The organism is Chelativorans petroleitrophicus, assembly GCF_025398195.1.
In the GTDB taxonomy this organism is placed as follows: Bacteria; Pseudomonadota; Alphaproteobacteria; order Rhizobiales; family Rhizobiaceae; genus Chelativorans; species Chelativorans petroleitrophicus.
In genome coordinates, this window is sequence record NZ_JAODNV010000012.1 from 153271 (window position 1) to 171558 (window position 18288).

At 61.3% G+C, this 18288-nt stretch carries 14 protein-coding genes and 3 pseudogenes; 5 read left to right on the top strand and 12 right to left on the bottom strand.

The features are described from left to right. Positions 1-7 precede the first annotated feature (7 nt). Together NYR54_RS12410 and NYR54_RS12415 are read right to left on the bottom strand one after the other, a co-directional pair. Positions 8-922, bottom strand: a complete 915-nt coding sequence (locus NYR54_RS12410; protein WP_261515976.1) for an ABC transporter permease — start codon at positions 920-922, stop codon at positions 8-10. 61 nt (positions 923-983) lie between these two features. After that, positions 984-2489: an ABC transporter substrate-binding protein gene (locus NYR54_RS12415; protein WP_261515977.1), complete on the bottom strand. Its 1506-nt coding sequence runs from the start codon at positions 2487-2489 to the stop codon at positions 984-986. Between the two features lie 272 nt (positions 2490-2761). On the opposite strand from NYR54_RS12415, the gene NYR54_RS12420 reads away from it, so the two are divergent. From NYR54_RS12420 to NYR54_RS12440, 5 genes and pseudogenes are all read left to right on the top strand, one after another. Beyond that, on the top strand, positions 2762-3934 hold the full coding sequence (locus tag NYR54_RS12420; protein WP_261515978.1) for a sialidase family protein: 1173 nt from the start codon (positions 2762-2764) through the stop codon (positions 3932-3934). Continuing rightward, a complete protein-coding gene (gene pdxA / locus NYR54_RS12425; protein WP_261515979.1) occupies positions 3931-4881 on the top strand; it encodes a 4-hydroxythreonine-4-phosphate dehydrogenase PdxA in 951 nt (316 codons plus the stop codon). The genes NYR54_RS12420 and pdxA overlap by 4 nt, the downstream gene beginning before the upstream one ends. Further along, entirely contained in the window at positions 4878-5807 is a 930-nt protein-coding gene (locus NYR54_RS12430) for a dihydrodipicolinate synthase family protein (RefSeq protein ID WP_261515980.1), read from the top strand. Before pdxA ends, NYR54_RS12430 begins: the two co-directional genes overlap by 4 nt. Beyond that, entirely contained in the window at positions 5800-6933 is a 1134-nt protein-coding gene (locus tag NYR54_RS12435) for an iron-containing alcohol dehydrogenase (RefSeq protein WP_261515981.1), read from the top strand. Before NYR54_RS12430 ends, NYR54_RS12435 begins: the two co-directional genes overlap by 8 nt. A gap of 23 nt (positions 6934-6956) precedes the next feature. After that, positions 6957-7138, top strand: a pseudogene (locus NYR54_RS12440) (transposase); the annotation flags it as partial. 11 nt (positions 7139-7149) lie between these two features. Here the strand turns inward: NYR54_RS12440 and NYR54_RS12445 are convergent. The 10 genes and pseudogenes from NYR54_RS12445 to NYR54_RS12485 all read right to left on the bottom strand — a co-directional run bounded on the left by NYR54_RS12445 (position 7150) and on the right by NYR54_RS12485 (position 18046). Continuing rightward, complete coding sequence (locus NYR54_RS12445; RefSeq protein WP_261515982.1) at positions 7150-7806, bottom strand: hypothetical protein; 657 nt, start codon at positions 7804-7806, stop codon at positions 7150-7152. A 4-nt stretch (positions 7807-7810) separates the two neighbouring features. Continuing rightward, entirely contained in the window at positions 7811-9499 is a 1689-nt protein-coding gene (locus NYR54_RS12450; RefSeq protein WP_261515983.1) for a DUF262 domain-containing protein, read from the bottom strand. Between the two features lie 35 nt (positions 9500-9534). Then, a pseudogene (locus tag NYR54_RS12455) lies at positions 9535-10119 on the bottom strand (restriction endonuclease); the annotation flags it as partial. Further along, positions 10097-10426, bottom strand: coding sequence for a hypothetical protein (locus NYR54_RS12460; protein WP_261515984.1), 330 nt, complete (start codon positions 10424-10426; stop codon positions 10097-10099). The pseudogene NYR54_RS12455 and the gene NYR54_RS12460, both read right to left, overlap by 23 nt. A 98-nt stretch (positions 10427-10524) precedes the next feature. Next, positions 10525-10995: an AAA family ATPase gene (locus NYR54_RS12465; RefSeq protein ID WP_261515985.1), complete on the bottom strand. Its 471-nt coding sequence runs from the start codon at positions 10993-10995 to the stop codon at positions 10525-10527. A 14-nt stretch (positions 10996-11009) separates the two neighbouring features. Then, positions 11010-11144 (bottom strand): annotated as a pseudogene (locus NYR54_RS19355) (AAA family ATPase); the annotation flags it as partial. 1050 nt (positions 11145-12194) lie between these two features. Continuing rightward, a complete protein-coding gene (locus NYR54_RS12470; RefSeq protein ID WP_261515986.1) occupies positions 12195-14021 on the bottom strand; it encodes a TniQ family protein in 1827 nt (608 codons plus the stop codon). Beyond that, positions 14018-15133 carry an ATP-binding protein gene (locus NYR54_RS12475; RefSeq protein ID WP_261515987.1) on the bottom strand — a complete coding sequence of 372 codons (1116 nt, stop codon included), beginning with the start codon at positions 15131-15133 and terminating at the stop codon, positions 14018-14020. Before NYR54_RS12475 ends, NYR54_RS12470 begins: the two co-directional genes overlap by 4 nt. A 3-nt stretch (positions 15134-15136) precedes the next feature. Continuing rightward, positions 15137-17449, bottom strand: a complete 2313-nt coding sequence (locus NYR54_RS12480; RefSeq protein ID WP_261515988.1) for a Mu transposase C-terminal domain-containing protein — start codon at positions 17447-17449, stop codon at positions 15137-15139. 24 nt (positions 17450-17473) lie between these two features. After that, a complete protein-coding gene (locus NYR54_RS12485) occupies positions 17474-18046 on the bottom strand; it encodes a Tn7 transposase TnsA N-terminal domain-containing protein (RefSeq protein WP_261515989.1) in 573 nt (190 codons plus the stop codon). Between the last annotated feature and the right edge of the window lie 242 nt (positions 18047-18288).

Genomic DNA, 18288 nt, shown 5'->3' on the forward strand with positions numbered 1-18288 from the left:
TGCTCTCTTAGTACCGGATCCGCGGATCGAGCAGGCCGTAGGCGATGTCGATCAGGACGTTCATGATGAAGATGGCAAGTGCCGTGACCATGATGGCCGCCAGTACGACGTTGAAGTCGCGCTGAAGGATGGAGTCGATCATGAGCTTGCCGATGCCCGGAAAGCCGAAGATCGTCTCGACGATCACTGCACCGTTGAGCAGGGCGGCGGCCTGGTCGCCCATCACCGTGATTACGGGGAGCATGCCGTTGCGTAGCGTATGAACGAAGATCAGCGGCAGGTTCTTCACGCCCTTGGCGCGCGCTGTCTTCACATAGGGCGCTTGGAGTGCAGCAAGCATAGAGCCGCGCACGACCTGAACGACCAGTCCAAAGGGGCGGATGAAAAGGACGGCCACGGGCAGGATCCAGTGTACTGGCGTGCCGACACCGGAAGTGGGCAACCACCCGAGGCCGATTGAAAAAATGACGATCGCGACGATGGCGATCCAGAAGTCGGGCGCCGACGCGCCAATGAGCGAAATGATGGAAACGAGGCGGTCGAAGAAGCCGCCGGTCTTGAAGGCCGCCAGCGAGCCGAGGACGATTGCCGCGACCATAACCAGTGCCATGGTGATGAGCGCGAGCGGCAGCGTCCAGGCATAGGCCTCGAGGACCACCTCAAGGGCAGGGCGGGCCTTACGGAGGCTCTCGCCGAAGTCGAGATACGCGAGGTCCTGGAGATAGAACCAGAACTGCTCGAGGACAGGACGGTCGAGGCCATGCAGGCGCCGGAACTCTTCCTTCATCTGCTCGGTGGCGTCGATCGGCAGGAACAGGACTGCCGGGTCCCCAGTGAGGCGAGATAGGAAAAAGACGAGCACCATCAGGACGAGCAGCGAAAAGATGCTCGCGATGGCGCGTTGCCCGATCAGTTTGATCATTCCGACAGTCCCTCGGAAACTGTGCGGCGCCGGATGGCGGCGCCGTCTGACTGGCACAGGGTCACTTGAAGCCGATTTGGCTCAGCTGCAGTTCCTGATTGGTAGCAATAGTGGGCGTAAAATCGAGACGTTCGCTCACGCGACTGTGGCCAACCATGTGGAAGAGCAGTACGTCGGCGACCACTTCGTCGTGGAGGTACGCGAAGAGCTCCGACCAGAGGGCTGCACGTTCCTCGCCCGTCGCAGCGCTGGCGCGCTCGATCAGGTCGTCGACCTTCGGGTCGCTCAGGCCCGACTGCGTGCCCTGGCTGTGATACTTGAAGTACATGGAGAACACCGGATCGCCGCGAGCGTTGTCATGCTGGGCGACAATAAGCTGGGCTGGACGTCCCTCGGGGTAGGGCTTGGAGTAGTACTGCTCGTGCTCGGCCACTTCCACCATGCGCAGCGAAGCGTTGAACCCGACCTCGCTGAGCATCTGGACGATGGCTTCGCCGACCTCGGCAACGTGCGGGAAGTTCTCCGTACGGGCAATTACTTCGATCGGGGCCTTGATGTTGACGCCATCGGCTTCAGCCTCGGCCAGCCAGGCTTTGGCCTGCTCCGGATCGTAGGCGGGCGGCACGAGGTCCGGGTTCCAGCCCAGCGTGGTCGGCGGAACAATCGCGGTGGCGAACTGGGTGCCTTCCGAGAGCAGGGTTCCGATAAAGGCCTCGCGGTCGATCGCGGCGTTTAGGGCTTTGCGGACGCGGATATCACCCATCGGCTCGATCGACTGGTCGATGCGGAGGTAGACGGTTTCAGCGTTCGGGTAAGTGAAGTCGGTCGCCGGGTTCGTGGCTTCCACTTCGGTGATCTGCGGAGCGATGTCAGCTTCGCCAGTCTCAACCATCGCCGCACGAACGGCCGGATCGGAACGGAACACATAGGTCGCCTTGGTGACGGCGGGCAGCTCGCCCCAGTAGTCGTCGCGGCGCTCCAGAACGATCTGTTGGCCGGCTGTCCAGTCGGCGAGGACATAGGGGCCAGTGCCGACTGGGTTGCGCACGAACTCGAACGGCGTTTCTTCCGGCACGATTGTGACGAGCGTCATGAGCAGCGGTAGGATCGGTTGCGCGGGCTCGGCCTTGATGTTGATCGTGTGCGGATCGACGATGTCGAAGCTCAGCTCGGTATCAGCGAAGTAGCGCTTGCTCTCGCAGGTGATCTGATCGCTGAACACGCGTTCGAAGGAGTGCTTGACGTCGTTGGCGTCAAAGTCAGTGCCATCTGAGAACTTTACGTTCTGGCGCAGCTTGAACTGCCAGGTACCATCGCCCAGATCTTCCCAGCTTTCGGCGAGGCGGCCCATCAACCCCTTGTCGCCGCGCACGTCAAGCTCTGTGAGTGTCTCGCTGATGTTCTGCATGATCACGCGGCCGATGTTCGAACGGGTCGCCATGCACGGCTCAACCAGGTCGAGTTCCTCGCTCAGGACTACGGTGATGTCGGTGTTCGCCTGGGCATAAACCGGGGCGCTGAAAGTCGATGCCAGCAAGGCACCTAGTAAGATAGCTTTGAATTGCACGTTTACCTCCCGTCGTGAGTACGGATCGGCAGGGATGCCAATGCCCGCGGGCCGGTTATTCGACCCTCGCGAACTATCGGGGAAACCCGTGCGAGTTGTCAATTGTAATCTTCTGTCGCATCTGTTGGCTGGCTTACGGTAAAAATAGATTTGGAATATCAAATAGATAGAAAATGATCGCGATTGAAATTCTCAATATGGCCCGATTTGGAACTTGACAACATGTCGTTCCAAGTGGAGTTTGGCGAGCGAAGTTGACACCCGGAGGAGTCATGCTGCCCACTGAAATAGCTGCACGGATGGATGGCGTATTGCGCCCCGGAGAGAACGGGCAGCTCGAAGCCTTTCTGCCTTCGCCCAAGGTGCAGAACCACGCCGCGTTCCTGGCCACGCTGGACGATGGTACGCTCGCCTGCGCGTGGTTCGGTGGCACGCTGGAGGGCAAGGCGGACATCTCGATCTACGCGTCGGTGATGCGTCCTGGCGTGGACGTCTGGGGAGCATGGTCTCAACTGAGCGACGATCCCGAACGTTCCGAACAAAACCCCGTCCTCTGGAGGAATGGCGAGGGCAAATGGCAGCTCCTTCACACGGCCCAGCCGGCTGGGAACCAGGACGAGTGCCTCTTGCGCGCCCGCGAGGTCTTCTTTGACGGCGAAAGGCTCACCGGCGGTGTACCGCGCACAATTGGCCTTCCACTTGGCTGCTTCATCCGCGGGCGCTTCGTGCGCCGCAAGGACGGCGCATGGATGATGCCGATCTTCCGTTGTGTGTCCCGGCCGGGCCAGCGCTGGAACGGTAGCCACGACAACGCCGCTGTCGGCGTCAGCCATGACGAAGGTGAGACCTGGACGCTTGAGGAAGTACCGGGCTCCATCGGCTCCGTGCACATGACCATTGTACCGCTGGATGGCGACCACATGGTTGCCTTCTACCGGCGCCGTCAGTCCGACTTCGTCCATCGCTCCGAGAGCCTTGATGGCGGCATGACCTGGTCCGCGCCTGAGCCAACCGACGTGCCAAACAACAACTCGTCCATCAACGTTATCCGGTTGAGGGACAGCCGTCTTGCCATGGCCTGTAACCCATCCTCGGCGGCAACTTCTGATGCGCGCCGCACCTCGCTCTACGACGAGATCGAGGAGGGCGATGATCGTCCGGATGCAACCGGAGGCTGCAATCCCATCTGGGGCGTACCACGCGCGCCGCTGGCGCTTTGCATTTCAGAGGATGGCGGTCGCACCTGGCCGAAGCGCCGCATCATCGATAACAGCTCGGGCGCTTGTCTTTCGAACAATTCCGAGGACGGCCGGAACCAGGAGCTGTCATACCCCTATATCCTCGAAGGCGAAGACGGCGAGCTGCACGTCGCCTATACCTATTTCCGGCGTGCAATCAAATACGTGCGTCTCCCTGCGGGATGGATCGATGGAGAAGAAGCGTGAGTCAGGTTATAGGCATCACAATGGGCGACCCCGCGGGGGTAGGGCCAGAAATCACGGTTAAGGCCATGGCCGAGATGTCCGATGCCGAACGCGCGCTGACGCGCGTTTATGGCAATCGCGGCGTGCTCGAACGGGCCTGCGAGGCGACGGGCGTTTCACTCGACCTTGACGCCGTGACGGTCGACCTCCCCATCGAAGGGCCCGAGCTTGCCTGGGGCAAGCTCAATCCGCGCGCCGGCGATGCCGCCTTCCGCTTTATCGAGAAGGCGGTGCGCGATGCCAAGGCCGGCGCCATCGGCTGCATCGTGACCGCCCCGATCAACAAGGAAGCGCTCAACATGGCGGGTCATCACTATGATGGCCACACCGGCATGCTCGCGGCGCTCACCGGCCAGAAGTCGGCCTTCATGTTGCTTGCCTCGGATAGGCTGAAGGTTATTCACGTCTCTACCCACGTCTCGCTCAAGACTGCCATCGACCGCGCAACGCCCGAGCGGATCCTCGCGACCATCCGGGCCGGGAACGAGCATCTGAAGCGCATCGGCTACGAGAACCCACGCATCGCGGTGGCAGGGATCAACCCGCATTGTGGGGAGTCCGGCCTCTTCGGCAAGGAGGACGACCTCCAGGTCGCGCCCGCCGTCGAAGTGGCCCGGGCGGAGGGCATCAATGTCGTGGGGCCGATCTCGGCCGACACCGTCTACTACCGGGCCTATTCTGGCGCCTTCGACCTCGTGGTGGCCCAGTATCACGATCAGGGGCATATCCCCATCAAACTCGTGGCGTTCGATACTGCTGTGAACGTATCGCTTGGCCTGCCCATTGACCGGACCTCGGTCGACCACGGCACCGCCTTCGACATCGCTGGCACGGGTAAGGCCAAACATGTCAACATGAAGGCTGCCATTGCCTATGCGCGGCGCCTCGTTGCGGGAAAATCTGTATGAACCCCGCAACCAGTCTCCCTGTTCACGGCGTTTTCTGCGCCTCGGCTACCCCCATTCTCGAAGACGGCGCCCCGGATCACGCTGCCTTTGCCGCCCACTGCAAGGCGCTGCTGGAAGAAGGATGCGACGGCATCGCCCTACTTGGCACGACGGGCGAGGCGAACTCCTTTTCTATCGCCCAGCGTCAGGCGATCCTCGAAAACCTTATTGCCTCGGGCGTCGACGCTTCGTGCCTGCTGCCGGGCACATCGCAAACCAATGTTCCGGACAGCATCACGCTGGTCCGCCACGCCGTTGAGGCGGGCGTGAAGGCCTGCGTGGTCTTGCCACCTTTTTACTACAAGAGCGTGAGCGACGACGGTCTGTTCCGGTTCTATGTCGAACTCATCGAGGGGGTAGGCAGAGACAATCTGCGCATTGTGCTCTACCACATCCCGCCGATTGCCCAGGTCGGCATCTCGATCGACCTAATCGCGCGCCTGCGCGAGACATTCCCCGGCGTCATCGTGGGAATCAAGGACAGCTCCGGCAAGCTCGAGAGCATGGAAGCCTTCGCGAAGGCCTTCGACAACTTCTCGGTGCTTGCTGGTGCCGATCCGCTCATGCTGCCACTCCTCAAGGCGGGCGGGGCAGGGTGCATCACCTCATCCTCGAACCTCATCGGCAAGCACCTCCGCGTTGTCTTCGACAACTGGTTCGACGCCAGTAAGGCAGAGTTGGTCGAAGCCACCCAAGCCCGTATCAACGCGTGGCGCGACCTTTCCAACACCTATGTCCAGCTCCCCACGGTCAAGGCAATGCTCGCCCGCCGCCGTGGACATGAGGGCTGGACACGCGTGCGTCCGCCGCTGGTGGAGCTTACTGAGGCCGAAAAGGCCCATGTCTGGCAGCAGATGGAGCGCCTGGAGGCAGAAGAAAATGTCTGATCTGTTCCTCTCGCGCGCAATCACGCTTGTTCAGCCAGCAAGGATCGTGATCGGCGCGGGCACCGGGGCGCGCCTCGGCGAATGGGCATCCGCGTATCGCCGCGTCTTCGTCATCGCCATGGGGCCGACCGAGGCCTATGTCGAACGGCTGGGCTTTTCGGGCAAGGTCACGGTGTATACGGACCTCATCCCTGAACCCGACCTTCCGGCGGTCGACGCTGTCTTCTCCGCCGCTCGTGCCTTCCGCCCAGATCTCGTGATCGGGCTTGGCGGCGGCTCCGTCATGGATGTCGCCAAGCTCGTCGCTGCCCTTTGGGACAAGGATCTTTCCATTACCGACGTGGTCGGTGCGGGAAAGGTACCGGGCCGGACCACGGCGCTCGCCCAAGTGCCTACGACTTCAGGCACTGGTTCGGAAGCGGGCATCCGCGCGCTGGTCACCGACCCGGCAACGCTCGCCAAGCTGGCGGTCGAGAGCGTCCACATGCGCGCCGATTTCGTAGTGCTGGACCCTGAGCTGACCTATTCGGTGCCGCCCGCCATCACTGCCGCAACCGGCATCGATGCGCTGGCCCATTGCGTCGAGGCCTTCACCAACATCAAGGCTCATCCGCTGATCGATTTCTACGCGCGTCAGGGTATCCAGCTTGCTGGCAGCTATCTCGCGCGCGCCGTTGCCGATGGTTCGGATACCGAGGCGCGGGCAGGGATGATGCTTGCCTCCTACTACGGCGGCGTTTGTCTTGGGCCGGTGAACACCGCTGGGGGCCATGCCCTCGCTTATCCACTAGGCACGCGCCTCAAGCTGCCGCATGGCCTCGCCAACGCGATCATCTTTCCCCACGTCCTTGCTTTCAACGCGCCGGAACGGCCTGAGAAGACGCAGGAGATCATGACCCTGCTGGGACTTGGCGAAACTGCGGATGAGACGGAAGTCCGCAAGCGCGCCCACGCCTATTGCGCAAGCCTCGGGCTTGAGATGAGCCTTGCCAGGCACGGCGCGAAAGAGGAAGAGCTGGGTGCCTGGGCCGAGGAGGCCTTTGCCATCAAGCGGCTGATCGACAACAATCCCCGTGCCATGAACCCGGAGAATATTCTGGATATTTATCGGGCTGCCATGCGCTGAAGAACAGGTGCAACTCACACGGCTTGGTCGCCATCGGCATCGACTGGGACGGCCGCGCCAGATCCTGGCCATCAAGATGGCCGGCCGCGAGAGCCGCTCGTCCTGGGAGGACCTCCTGCGCGCGGCCTCAATGGCGTCGAATGTCGTCGCCGACGACCATGCCGGCTTGCGGGTGGCCATCCGCGAGGTGCTCGCCGGTGCCGCCTAACAGCGCTGCTAGTGCACTTCCTGACGACGCCCTATGCCATAGGGCGGATCGAAATGGATGCACTGCACCTTGCCCTTCAGCCCCTCGCGTTGGGCGAGAGAGGCCATGACCTGCAGGCTGTCGCCCAGGATCATGCGGTTCTGCCAGTGCATGGAATGCCGGTAGAACTCGTAGCGGTCCTCCGGGTCGGTGAGCCCGTTGAAATCGGCGAAGAGGTCCGGCATGTCGGCCTCGGCCGCGCGGGCCTCCTTGGTGCGGCGCTTGAGATCGTCGATGATCGCCTTGGGGTGGATCTTCTCCTGGATGTAGAGGGGCGGCGCGTTGACGACGAGGTCGGACCAGTCCTGCGTGTCCTTGCCGCGCCAGACGAGCTGCGCGTCGCCGATCTCGACCTCGCCGGTCTCCCAGAGCTGCTGGCGCTGCGCTTCGGTGAGCGTGATGCGGATGCCGTTCCAGATGATCTGCGGGTCGAGATCCGGATCGCGCGGCCGCGTCTCGCCCTCGGCGAGCGGAAAGGCGCGCGCCAGCCGCATCTCCTGCGCTGTCGCGCCCAGCAGCTCTTCGTTCTGCTCGAAGATCGGCGCCATCTCGGCCGTCGGATTGTTGATCCGCTTGTCCTTGTGGCGCAGGGCCTCAATGTCCTTGGACTTGGGTGGACGGGCCATCGGTTCAATCGTTTTCGTAGGCGTTCTCGGACGCCTGATCGGTGGGAAGGAGTTGCGGAAGCTTCAGGTTGCCCCGCAGCCTGGCGAGATACGCATTGCCTGCGTCGGCCAATGCTTGAGCGCGGTTACGCACCCATGTTTCCAGGTCAGCCAGCCTGGTCTCGACGAAACTCGGGTCGATATACTGCTGGCGGAGTTTTTTCTCAGTGATGCCGTAGCGCGCGACGTAGTCCAGCGGTTCCTTCTTGGAGATTCGGATGTTGATCGCTGGGCCGATCAGCGCGATGTTGCCGAGCGCATTGACGACTGATGCCGGTTGTTCATCTCCAACATATCCCCTGGGGAAGATGTGATGGAACTGTGGGGTAAAGCCGGCCAGGAGTTCGCCCGCATCGAAACCAATCCGCATTGACCGCTCGTCCCAGTCTTCAGCCTGGGCGTCGTATATCAGCAGGTAGAGCATCAGGCGGCCGAAGCGGGAGTCACCGTAGTCGCGCATGAAGTCATCCGCCGACAGGAGCGGGATGTATTTGATCTTAGCGAGAAGCCGCTCGAGGGCATCAGACAGGCTGCTCGACTCTCCGATCTCCTTCAGGTCCTCTTCCATTGAACTGGTCGAAGAGGTCGAGTAGCGACCGAAACGGGATGCCTGGAGGAACCAGTAGAACGTCTGCTCGAACGGCGCATCCGGGTAGCGGTCAAGCAACGCGGTCAGAGGCACGAGCGCATTGTCGGAGGGAAGCAGGCTGTTGCCCGCGATGCCAAAGTCGCGCAGATGCCTGACGGCCAGCCCCCACGCCTTTTTCGTGCGTTCCCACGTGGGCTTGATGGTGGCCGCATCCCAGAAGGACTGCTCAATTTCCTTGTAGCGGATCTTGCCCCTTCCAACGCCCGTCATCGTGCGGAAGACGAGGTTCGGGCTCACGTCGAAGCCCATGTCACCCAAGCTTTTGACATAGGGTAGGTACTGATCGCGGACCCAGCCAGGCGCGCGAGCGGCGACAACGCCCAGATAGATGTCCGCCTCGGTAACCCTGGTCCCCCGGCTGTTGAGCCGGGCGAAAATCTCGACGACATCCTCCAGATCGTTGTCTACCGTAATCAGAACGACATCCTGATCCCGAATTGACCTCAGACGATTCAGACGCGAATACACTTCCATGGCGTCCATGCCGTCGCACAGACCATCGAGCTTGATCTGCTTGGCCAACGCCTCGAGTTTCTTCTGGTCCTCTTCCCTATCCAGGTCCAGATTTAGGACGTTGCGCACCGGTACGTAGCGGCTGGTAGTCACCTTCCTGGTTGCCGCATTCGCCACGACGAAGTACGGCGGCGTCCGGGTGTGGACGTCAAAACGTATGTCGTATTTGCGGATCAGCTGGTCCCAATCCTGTGACGAGCTCCACCAGTAAGGCTTTCTCCCACTGAGGACACACAGAGCCGTCGTACGCTGCTGACCATCCACCACCCACTGGGTGGGTCCCTTGGCGTCAGTGGCGCTGCGTGTCTCCGCCGGCCCCCGGCTGTCCCAGATCAGCAGGGTTCCGACCGGATAGCGAAGCCACAGGGACTCGATGAGGTCGCGAACCTGAGTTGGCTTCCAGACAAATCCGCGCTGGAATTCCGGAATGCTCCAGTCATGATCGACAGATGCTCTAACGATGTCTTTTATTTTGGTCGACGAATACGCCATCTACTCCTTCCCCACCCCAATCTTGCTGAGTTCCTGACCTTGACCGGCTCGGACGCGAAGTCAAAGGGGATGCCGAGGATGTCGGCATATTCCGGCTCGAACAGCGGGTTGCCTTCCAGGTCCCTGTCTTGCCCGAGTTCGTAGGACTGGCGACGCAGACCACGGCCCACGACCTGCTCGCACAGCAGCTGCGTGCCGAAGGCCCTGACGCCGAGAATGTGTGTGACGTTGTTGGTGTCCCAGCCTTCCGTCAGCATCGACACCGACACAACGCAGCGGACGTGTTCACCCAGGCGTCCCTTGCGCCCCACGGTGTTCATGACCTCTCGCCGGATTTCGCTGTCGCTGACCGCGCCGGCGGCGGCTGCACCTTCGCGTTCCGCCTTCTCGCGACGGAACCGTTCGATTTCGACGGCAGCCGCCTGCTTGAAGGCATCGTCAAGCGTCCACTCGATCTGGTGGCTGTCTACCAGGATCGTGTTCATGCGTGGCAGCGGCTCGCCGGTATGTTCATCATAGTTGCGGAACAGCTCGAGATGACCCGCGTGGACACAGCGTCTTTCGCCATCCACTTCGCGCTCGAAGCCAGCAATCCACTCATAGACCAGTCTGGACGTTGCCGCCCCAATCTGCAGAGTGAGGCAGTTTGCGCCAAGCGCTTACATGCGAGCGGATTTCGTTGACGATGACGCTGGGATTGTAGCGGGTTTCTCCGCTACCCTCCGCGTCGAGCAGCAGCTCAGCCTGCGCTGCCTGTGCCGCCCGTGTCTTCTTCCGGGCCGCTGGCACAGGCACCATATAGTGCGACCGCCTGCGACCAATGATGGGCGGCTGATCCAGAGGCTGACCGTCATCCCCGAGCGCGTGATGGCGTGTTGGTTCGTGATATGGTGAATTGAGAATCGGCTGCGTATAAAATGGTTTCATACTCCCCCCCGAGGAGCCTATCTTGAATCGACCTACGACGAAAGGCATGTGGTACAATGCCCAGCGAGGACTAGAGAAGGCAAATTTTGCCATAAAGTTTAATGCATAGATGACATAGTCAACTCGAGCTTCCGGATGGAGCCTCCGCTCCAGACCGAGGTCAATTCGCACAGTTCGAATCCTTTCAGCGGCGTTGCCCAGCGAGGGTCATACCCCCGTTCGACGTAAAGCCGCTCCATGATGCGCGACGCGAGCACGGAAAGATGCTCGCGGCCGGGCTCCGGAAAACGCAGGACCCGGCAGCGGTCCCGCAGCACCGCAGGGATCGGCTCCACTGCGTTGGCGGTCATCAGCCAGGTCAGGTTGGAGAGGTCGCAACTCGCCTGGATGTAAGGATCATGCCAACGGGCGGACGTTTCCGGCTCGAACAGCCCAAGAAGAACATCGTGCGGGTTTCCGTTGTGGCGGCCTGTCCCGATCTTCTCGACCTCGTCCAGAATGATGACGGGACCGGCAGACGCGTGTCGCTCACGGCAAGGATCGGCAGGCTCGGCTCGCCGGACGACCATCGCCGCGGCGTGCCGCCCAGGGCACTGTCGCTCATGCCGCCGCAGGGGATGAGTTCGTACGGAGCACCGAGTTCTTCCGCGAGCCGTCTCGCGAAACGGGATTTCCCACAGCCGGGCGGACCCAGCAGGACGGTCGGCCGCAGGCGCATCTGCTGTCCTTCCACCAGCCCTTCGAGGATCTGGTCGACAGCAGCGGTGGCGTAGGGGAATTCCGCCACGAGCCGCTCCCGGACAGCATCAAGGGCCGAAACGACGGGCAACGGCAGCGGCCGCCCGGTGATCCGGCGGAACTCCCTCGCAACATCCTTCCCCTGGGAGACGGTCGCGTTGCCGACTTCCTTCAGGACGACGACGTGGTTCTCGGGCACAGAGGCGCCGGATTCGGATGCCTCGTCGATGCCGATGTCGCAGCTGTCTTCGTTCAGGCGCGGTTCCGCGTCCTCCGCAGCTGCTTTGGCATTCAGGACCGTATCCTTGAACAGATGGACATAGCCGAGCAGGTCGGGCTGGAATGCCAGCCCCCTGGCATGGCCGCGACGCCATGGGTCTGTGCCCGGGAGCCCATAAAAGGCTCTCCAGAGTCAGAAGATCAGGCGACCCTGCTGGGAAGTGGCGTCCCGGTGAGGACTGGTGTGCCAATGGCCCAAGTATACGGCCGTGGAGCTTCTGCTTGCAGTTCCGTCTATGGGGACAGACGTTAAGGTGCGGAATCCCCCTCGAACTGCAATCGGGGACATAGATTCAGGGCCGAACCACCACACGCATCAATCCAAGCAACATGTCGAAAATGGCAGAGGAGGGCGCCGCAGCGGTGCAGCTCGCAAAGCCCGCCTTAGGCGGGTCCGAGCGCCTGCCATCAGCGTGATCGCGCCCTGATCACCGAAGTGCCACGCAGTCGCAGTCGGGGGCGGTTTCAGCGCTATCGAGAGGCGCGCCGCCCCTGACTGCTCAGTCCGTTGCGACCAGGGGAGGGCGCGGAGATGAGCAGGCCTGACGCGTCATTAATTCTCACTCACATCTTCTTGTAACAACTTGAAAACAAACAATATTTTTCATGGGCGTGTCATACAAACTCATGGTTTGCTTGCATGAAGATTGCTCAGATCCTCCACCTTTCCGAACTGCCAGTTCGTCCGACATAAGAAAACCCCCGGCCCGCATGAGCCGAGGGCAACGGCGATGCCGGAAGTGCTCCGGATTTATGGGATGTCGGACCGACGGTAGAGGGTCAGTTTCAGCTCTGTCGGATCGGCAACCGGGTAAACCCCGGCGGCGACGAGCGACTTCTTCACCCGCGCGAAATGCTCCCCGCGCTCCCGCGCCAGGTTGTTCAAAGAAACATACTCCCGCCTGAAGCGCGCCAGTTCCTCCCTCCGCACGATCGGCTGCATCCACCCCGTCACCGGATTCTTCACCGTCTCAGTCATGAGGAAACGCTTCTCGATCAGAGCCTTCACGGCGGCGGACTTCGCTGGCAGTAGCCTCTCGACGTCGCGCAAGGAATAGCCGTCATAGGCGGGCCCGGTCACGAGGGGCCGGACCTCTTCAGCGTCGACAAGGACGGAAAGAAACCCAATCTGGCCAGGATCGCGGCCAATGCGGGAAAGCTTCCTGTCGAGGACCAGCGCTACCACATCCATCACGGCGCAACATGAATGCTTTGCGGCGGCGATCAGTGGAACCATGGATGGAACTTCGTGTAGCGCCGGATCGGCATCGCGCAGAAGCCGCGCCAAGAAGTCATCCAGGTCGCTCTTGCGGAACGCATGTCCGCCCTTGGACCGGCCGCCGGCCACCATGGGCTTGATGAAGCCCCGCTCTACGAGTCCCCGGTCGTGCGGGCGAGGGACGTTCAGGTAGTCCCGGAGCTTCTCCAGGCTCATGGATTCCGCCAAAGCTTTCAAGAAAGCGTCGGCTTCGGCCGCGTTGAAGATGATCTTGTTGTTGGGTGCGTTCTGTACGTCGCCGGTTAGCTTCGCGCGTTGAACCAACTTGCGCAGCCGCTTCGGATGCAACCCGAACTCCTCTGAAGCCGACCGGACTGAGTGTTTCCGTCTCACGCCGACCTTGCGGCCGAAAAGCACGTCGTTTGGCCCGAGTGCCAACGTGTCGAGCGAATGATCAATGATGATTTCGCGAACTGGGTCGTAGGCCCGGTCGCGACATTCGTGTGCCAGCCAGTCGTAGAGGCGTCCGTACATGACTTTCGGACCCCGAGACGAGCGGCTGTCGCGGTGCGGCGCCTGGAGTTCGTCTAGGAACTCACGGATGCCCTCAGCGCCCTTGTCCACGATGTTGAATCCGGCTGCTTCACACCGCCATGCTTCATCGGCGTTCATCTCATCTAGCGTCACGCTCGGACCATGAACGGCGACCGCGCCGGCGACGAGGGTGAGGTGCATCGCTGCGTACATGGGCAGCCCATCGAGCCATGAACCGTTAGTCTCGCCATCCAGCCGCTGGAGAAGGTAGCGCTCGAATCGCGACGGGTCGCGAAGCACGGCGTGATCCATCATCCAGCGCAGCCGGGGAATGGCTTCAGCGATGACGCGGCTCGTGTCGTGGAGCACGCGTGGTCCGTCAAGCTTTCCCACTTCCCGGAGCACCATCCCATGCTTCGCGCAGGTTCGTACGCCGCGGATAAGCCACATGCTGCGGCGGTGGGGCCGTGCTGCAAGGCGGCAGTCGAGGCGCTCGATGTCCTCGGCCATGCAGGCAGGGCACATCCGTACCCTGTTGCGGACGAGGCTGGATTGAAGAAGGACTTGCTCTCGATGCCGAAACTGTCGCTTTGGGCAGCCGATGCGGCTGAACGCCTCGTGTAACAAGGTGGCACCATCCACGCGCGCGAGGTCCGCTAATGCCTGGATCGCATCCGGATCACCGTTGATGATCGCTTGCGGGTCGATTCCGAAGTCGTGACAGAACTCGCGCATGTCATCCCTGCAGGCGCGCGTGGAAAGCCGTGAGGCGAAATCGGACGGAATTTCCCGGTCTCCGAGTTCCAAGGTCAATGCCAGTCTCATTCTGGTGCGCCCTTGGTTCTGCGCGCCTTTGGTTTGCGTACGCCGGTGGGAGCGCCTCTCCTGTCGAGAACATCCTCGTAGAGCGCTGCTTCCACTGGGATCGCAGTCCAGTCATCGGCGACGAATGGGTTAACGTCGTCGTCCACTGCGCCCGTGCGGATTGCATACACATCGGCAAAATGACCTAATTTGAGTTCGCCGCCACCTTCCACCATCAGACACTCTTCGATCGCGTCCTGGACGTATTCGACGACGATTCCGAATTGGTATGTCGAAGCGTGTAGGAGGCGGTGCGCAAAACTGGGTGTAAGAACCTCGCCGCAGCCAACGGACGGGCAGAGCGCCACAAGATTCCGTACCGTCTGCAGGACAGACCCAGCGTGGTCAGGAAAGGCGAGGTCATCGAAATGGAGGACATGGACGCGACGGCGCATGGAATCATCGTTCTGGCAGAAGCGTGACAGCTCGGGTAGTCCGGAGAGGATCAGCCAAATGGGCCAGTCGGCTTCCTGCATCATCCTCTTGAGCGTGTTTTCAACTTCTTTGGCCATCTTTTCACTTTGGATCTCGTCGCCATGCTGGGCCTCGTCGATGTGGAGGATTCGCACGCCACATTCGGCCATGAGCTCGCGCACGAAGGGCCAAACCTTGCTGTGGGGGATTTCCCGTTGTCCGCGGTAACCGAGCTTTCTGGCGATCTCGTTGCCGAGCGCACCGAGCGTGAACGGCGAGGGGGCGACGACTGAAAGCAGCGGGCACCATTCGCCCGGCTTTCCGAAACCTTCGAATTCTGGGCGGGTGGCAAATGCATGCGCCAGCGCGCGGCTCTTCCCGGCGCCCGCCTTCCCTGTTACGAGAAGCGCCCGTCCGCCACGGATCATCCCCTCAGGTGTCACAACGCGAGGCTGCCCACCCAGTTCGCGCACCATGGAGTCGAGCAGCCAGTCAATCTCCTCCATGAGCCTTCGATCGTAAGCCGTAGGAAGGTAAGCCGCGAAAACTCGACCGAGAGCCTCGTTAACTTCACGACGCTTGTCGGTCTGGTTCGACACGATCCGCTTGAGGAATTCGGCCGACCGCCCGCCCGCCGATCTGGTGTTCATCATGTTCATGGGTCAGTCCTTCGTAAGGAAATCGGGGCCGAGACGGCGGCGGCGCCGTGAAACAGGGCGCTGTTGCTCGTGACCCTCGCTCTCGTCGCCGATCCTCAGTGGAGTGTCCCCAGAAGGTCCGGCATCATCATCGACATCGGCGCTGTCGCCCTCCAAGCCGTCGAACGCGTGTCCGCGCTCACTCGACACCGTGTAGTCGAAGTGCTCGAGCAGTCTTTCCTCCAGCAGCTTAAGCTGGTTGCTGGACATCACAGACGGATCAATCCCCCCGGCCTCGGCTGAATGCCTTCCGGTTTCACGTAGGTCACGAAGGGCGGCGTGGACGATGTGTTTCCGCAGCTTGGCAACGTCGACATGCTTACGGCGTAAGGCGGCGGCCGTCTCCAACCAGAGCGCGGCGGAGACACCTTCCATGTCCAATTCACACGGGACAGCAATCCACTCCGCGCCAGGTACGTTCTTGGAAACCCAGATCGTCCCGAGGTTCTCCAGATCGGCCCGCATCTTGATGTCGGCTTGTCCAACCGACTTGCGAAGATGTCCAAGGGCCTCCGATCGGTAAAAGAGACCAAGGAAGCGCACACCTCTGTTCTGAATTCGCCTGTTGTCCGAGAAGCCAAACACGGTCCTGATCACGTGTGGCGCTGGGGGCGGCACCACCTTGTATAGTGCGGCTCGCTCTTCCCACGCATCGTTCGGGGTCTGTCCACCCAAGCCGGCGTGCGGCGAGTTGTGATAGACGTCGACGATATAGCGGACCAGCGCCTTCGAGAACTCTTCCGCAGTCATGTGCGCGGCCGCATCCGCATCGTAGTCACCCTTGTCATAGACGCCTGAGAACGTGCGGCCTTGGAAGAACTGCAATAGTTGCATGTCCACGGTCTGGAAGAACCGCTCTACGACACCACGTGCGTCCGGATGAGACGCCGGACCAATCTCATTGGAAGAGCCGATGTCTCGGACGGCAAAGCGGAAGCCGCTGTCGATGAACTCGGAGCCTGAGTCCGTCGCCACCATGGTTGGTGTGCAGGCGTGGTGCCAGGTGGATCGGCAACCTGCCGCCGAAGCGATCTGGGTCTTGTCACGGCACACCAGCTCCAGCGTGCGGATGGCTGTATCGGCGTCAGCCGTCCAGTTGACCCGAGCCCCAAGTACGATCTTCGTCGCTTCATCGATGGCCACGCACAGGATGAGCCTGATTTTGGCGAGCTTGTTGGTGAGATCGTCTGGCATGCCCTCCCACGACTCGTGCGGAAGCTTCAGTGTCTTAAGCTGGACACGCCAGCAGTCTACTAAGACGCGCTCGCCTGGGAACAGGACTGACCTGCGCTTACCACTGATTTTATGTTTCCTGCGCGCATAGGCTTCACCTCGCCGCGCTGCGGCGACTGCAAAGCTATCGAGTCTGCGGATCGCACGTTCGAAGGTACTCTTCGAAGGTACTGGGAGCGGCGGGATGCCTTTCAATGCGCGTTCGGCGTTGACTGCGGCAAAGGATGGTGCATCGGTCCCCTTGAGGGGAAGATTGCCCTGCCTTTCTCTGCGAAGGTTCTCCTCTTCGAGAGCGATCGAGCCAACCATCAGCTTGTAGAGCGTCGACACCGAGGGTCGGCTAAGGTCGAGATAGGCCTGTACCCATCTGCTCATTAGAGCCACGGCATGTGGATCCGTGATCTTAGGTGCGCGGCAGCCCACGCGGCCCTTGCGGTGATCGCGGAGTGCCAGGATATCCCATTCGTGCTCTTCGAGCTTACGAATCCAGTGGCGGAGCGTTGCAGGTGAGACCAATTCAGCTCGCTGACGATGCTTTCGAGCCTTGATCTTCCGCTCACCCGGGGCGGGGCAGGCGTCGTCCGCGTCAAGGTCGATTCCATGCTCGAGCTTCATGAATGCCTTTGCAATAGTCTTCCGGAGTGCCTTGTCCGTAAGGCTCGTCTTGCCGTCGTGATACATCTGCACGACATGCCGACAGAGCTTCCAGTTGAACTCGAGTTGATCCCGCTCTGCATCCGGCAGGTCTCGCAACGACTTGATGTCAGGTGATCGCGCGAGCAACTTCTGGCGCGAGATTTGGTTCTGCTCAATCCGAGGATCGAGCCTGCCTCCCTGGACCAGCTGATGGATCTGTTCCTGAGTGAAGACCTGGCGAAGCTCAGGGTTGGCCAGAGGGCTAGCTGTAAGCACATGCCTGTCATGATGGATGTACTTGAACAGGACCTCATCGACGCCTTCCCTGATTGCAAAGACGTGGCCCGGGTCGAACCCATAGGTGGTTGGAGCCGAAGTGCGGAATGGGTTTCCATTGAAGACGTTCATGGTGTTCCTCCTCTTGACTGGAAGTCAGGCGCGGGTGCGCCTGACAAAACATTCGTAGGAAATCGGATCACAGTCCCGGACCTCGAGGACGCCATCCCCGATCAGGCGCACCGCTGCGTTGAACCCATCGGCGCCAAGACCGGACGCTGCCACCAAGTCGCGCAGCCGGCACCAGCCATAAAGGCGTCCCACCAGACGCGCGATCGCGGCGTCCGACGTGGCGCAGGCAAACTGCCGGGCACGCAGCAAGACCTTGGCGTCGTGGACATCATCGGGATGAATGTGATCCTCCGACCTAAGCAAATAAACGTCGGCAAAGGCCGTCCCGACCTGCTCCTCAACCAACCGATGAATTTCCCGAACCCGAGAATGCCTGATCCGGCATTTCGGCTTCACGTCCACCGCCGCCCGGGAGCCATTCGTGAGAGTCACGAGGCCGTCGAATGTGTGCGCGCCCATCCGGCCATCCTCCCACATGATGGTGACCCTGGGTGGCTGATCGAAGTAATCCTTCACCAGCCGGCTGGCCAAACAGACGTAGATGAAGTCACGCTCGAGCTGGCTTTCGTAGAAATACTCTCGATTCCCGATTACCACCGAGCCCCTGTACGAGGCGATCGAGCGCAGCGGAACCCGCCGAGAGGCACGGCTGGGCTCTGGTGGCGTCCAGGACGCGGCGCCAGTATCCGCTACCCTATGTGAAAGCCCCTCACGGAAATGGTGCCCTCAGCCTCCGCACAATTGCGCGGCGACGCTGTTGACGATGATGTCCCGGGGCGTGGTGTAGCAGGATAGCGGCGGTCACCAGTGTTTTTCCGGTAGGGTCGGGTTGTTCAAGC

What these genes read in the sequence shown, in the direction of transcription:
- NYR54_RS12445 (WP_261515982.1), bottom strand. Translation starts at nt 7,806, where the DNA reads ATGGCCCGTCCACCCAAGTCCAAGGACATTGAGGCCCTGCGCCACAAG.
- NYR54_RS12430 (WP_261515980.1), top strand. Translation starts at nt 4,878, where the DNA reads ATGAACCCCGCAACCAGTCTCCCTGTTCACGGCGTTTTCTGCGCCTCG.
- NYR54_RS12460 (WP_261515984.1), bottom strand. Translation starts at nt 10,426, where the DNA reads ATGAAACCATTTTATACGCAGCCGATTCTCAATTCACCATATCACGAA.
- NYR54_RS12475 (WP_261515987.1), bottom strand. Translation starts at nt 15,133, where the DNA reads ATGAACATGATGAACACCAGATCGGCGGGCGGGCGGTCGGCCGAATTC.
- NYR54_RS12465 (WP_261515985.1), bottom strand. Translation starts at nt 10,995, where the DNA reads ATGGTCGTCCGGCGAGCCGAGCCTGCCGATCCTTGCCGTGAGCGACAC.
- NYR54_RS12480 (WP_261515988.1), bottom strand. Translation starts at nt 17,449, where the DNA reads ATGAACGTCTTCAATGGAAACCCATTCCGCACTTCGGCTCCAACCACC.
- NYR54_RS12470 (WP_261515986.1), bottom strand. Translation starts at nt 14,021, where the DNA reads ATGAGACTGGCATTGACCTTGGAACTCGGAGACCGGGAAATTCCGTCC.
- NYR54_RS12435 (WP_261515981.1), top strand. Translation starts at nt 5,800, where the DNA reads ATGTCTGATCTGTTCCTCTCGCGCGCAATCACGCTTGTTCAGCCAGCA.
- NYR54_RS12410 (WP_261515976.1), bottom strand. Translation starts at nt 922, where the DNA reads ATGATCAAACTGATCGGGCAACGCGCCATCGCGAGCATCTTTTCGCTG.
- NYR54_RS12420 (WP_261515978.1), top strand. Translation starts at nt 2,762, where the DNA reads ATGCTGCCCACTGAAATAGCTGCACGGATGGATGGCGTATTGCGCCCC.
- NYR54_RS12450 (WP_261515983.1), bottom strand. Translation starts at nt 9,499, where the DNA reads ATGGCGTATTCGTCGACCAAAATAAAAGACATCGTTAGAGCATCTGTC.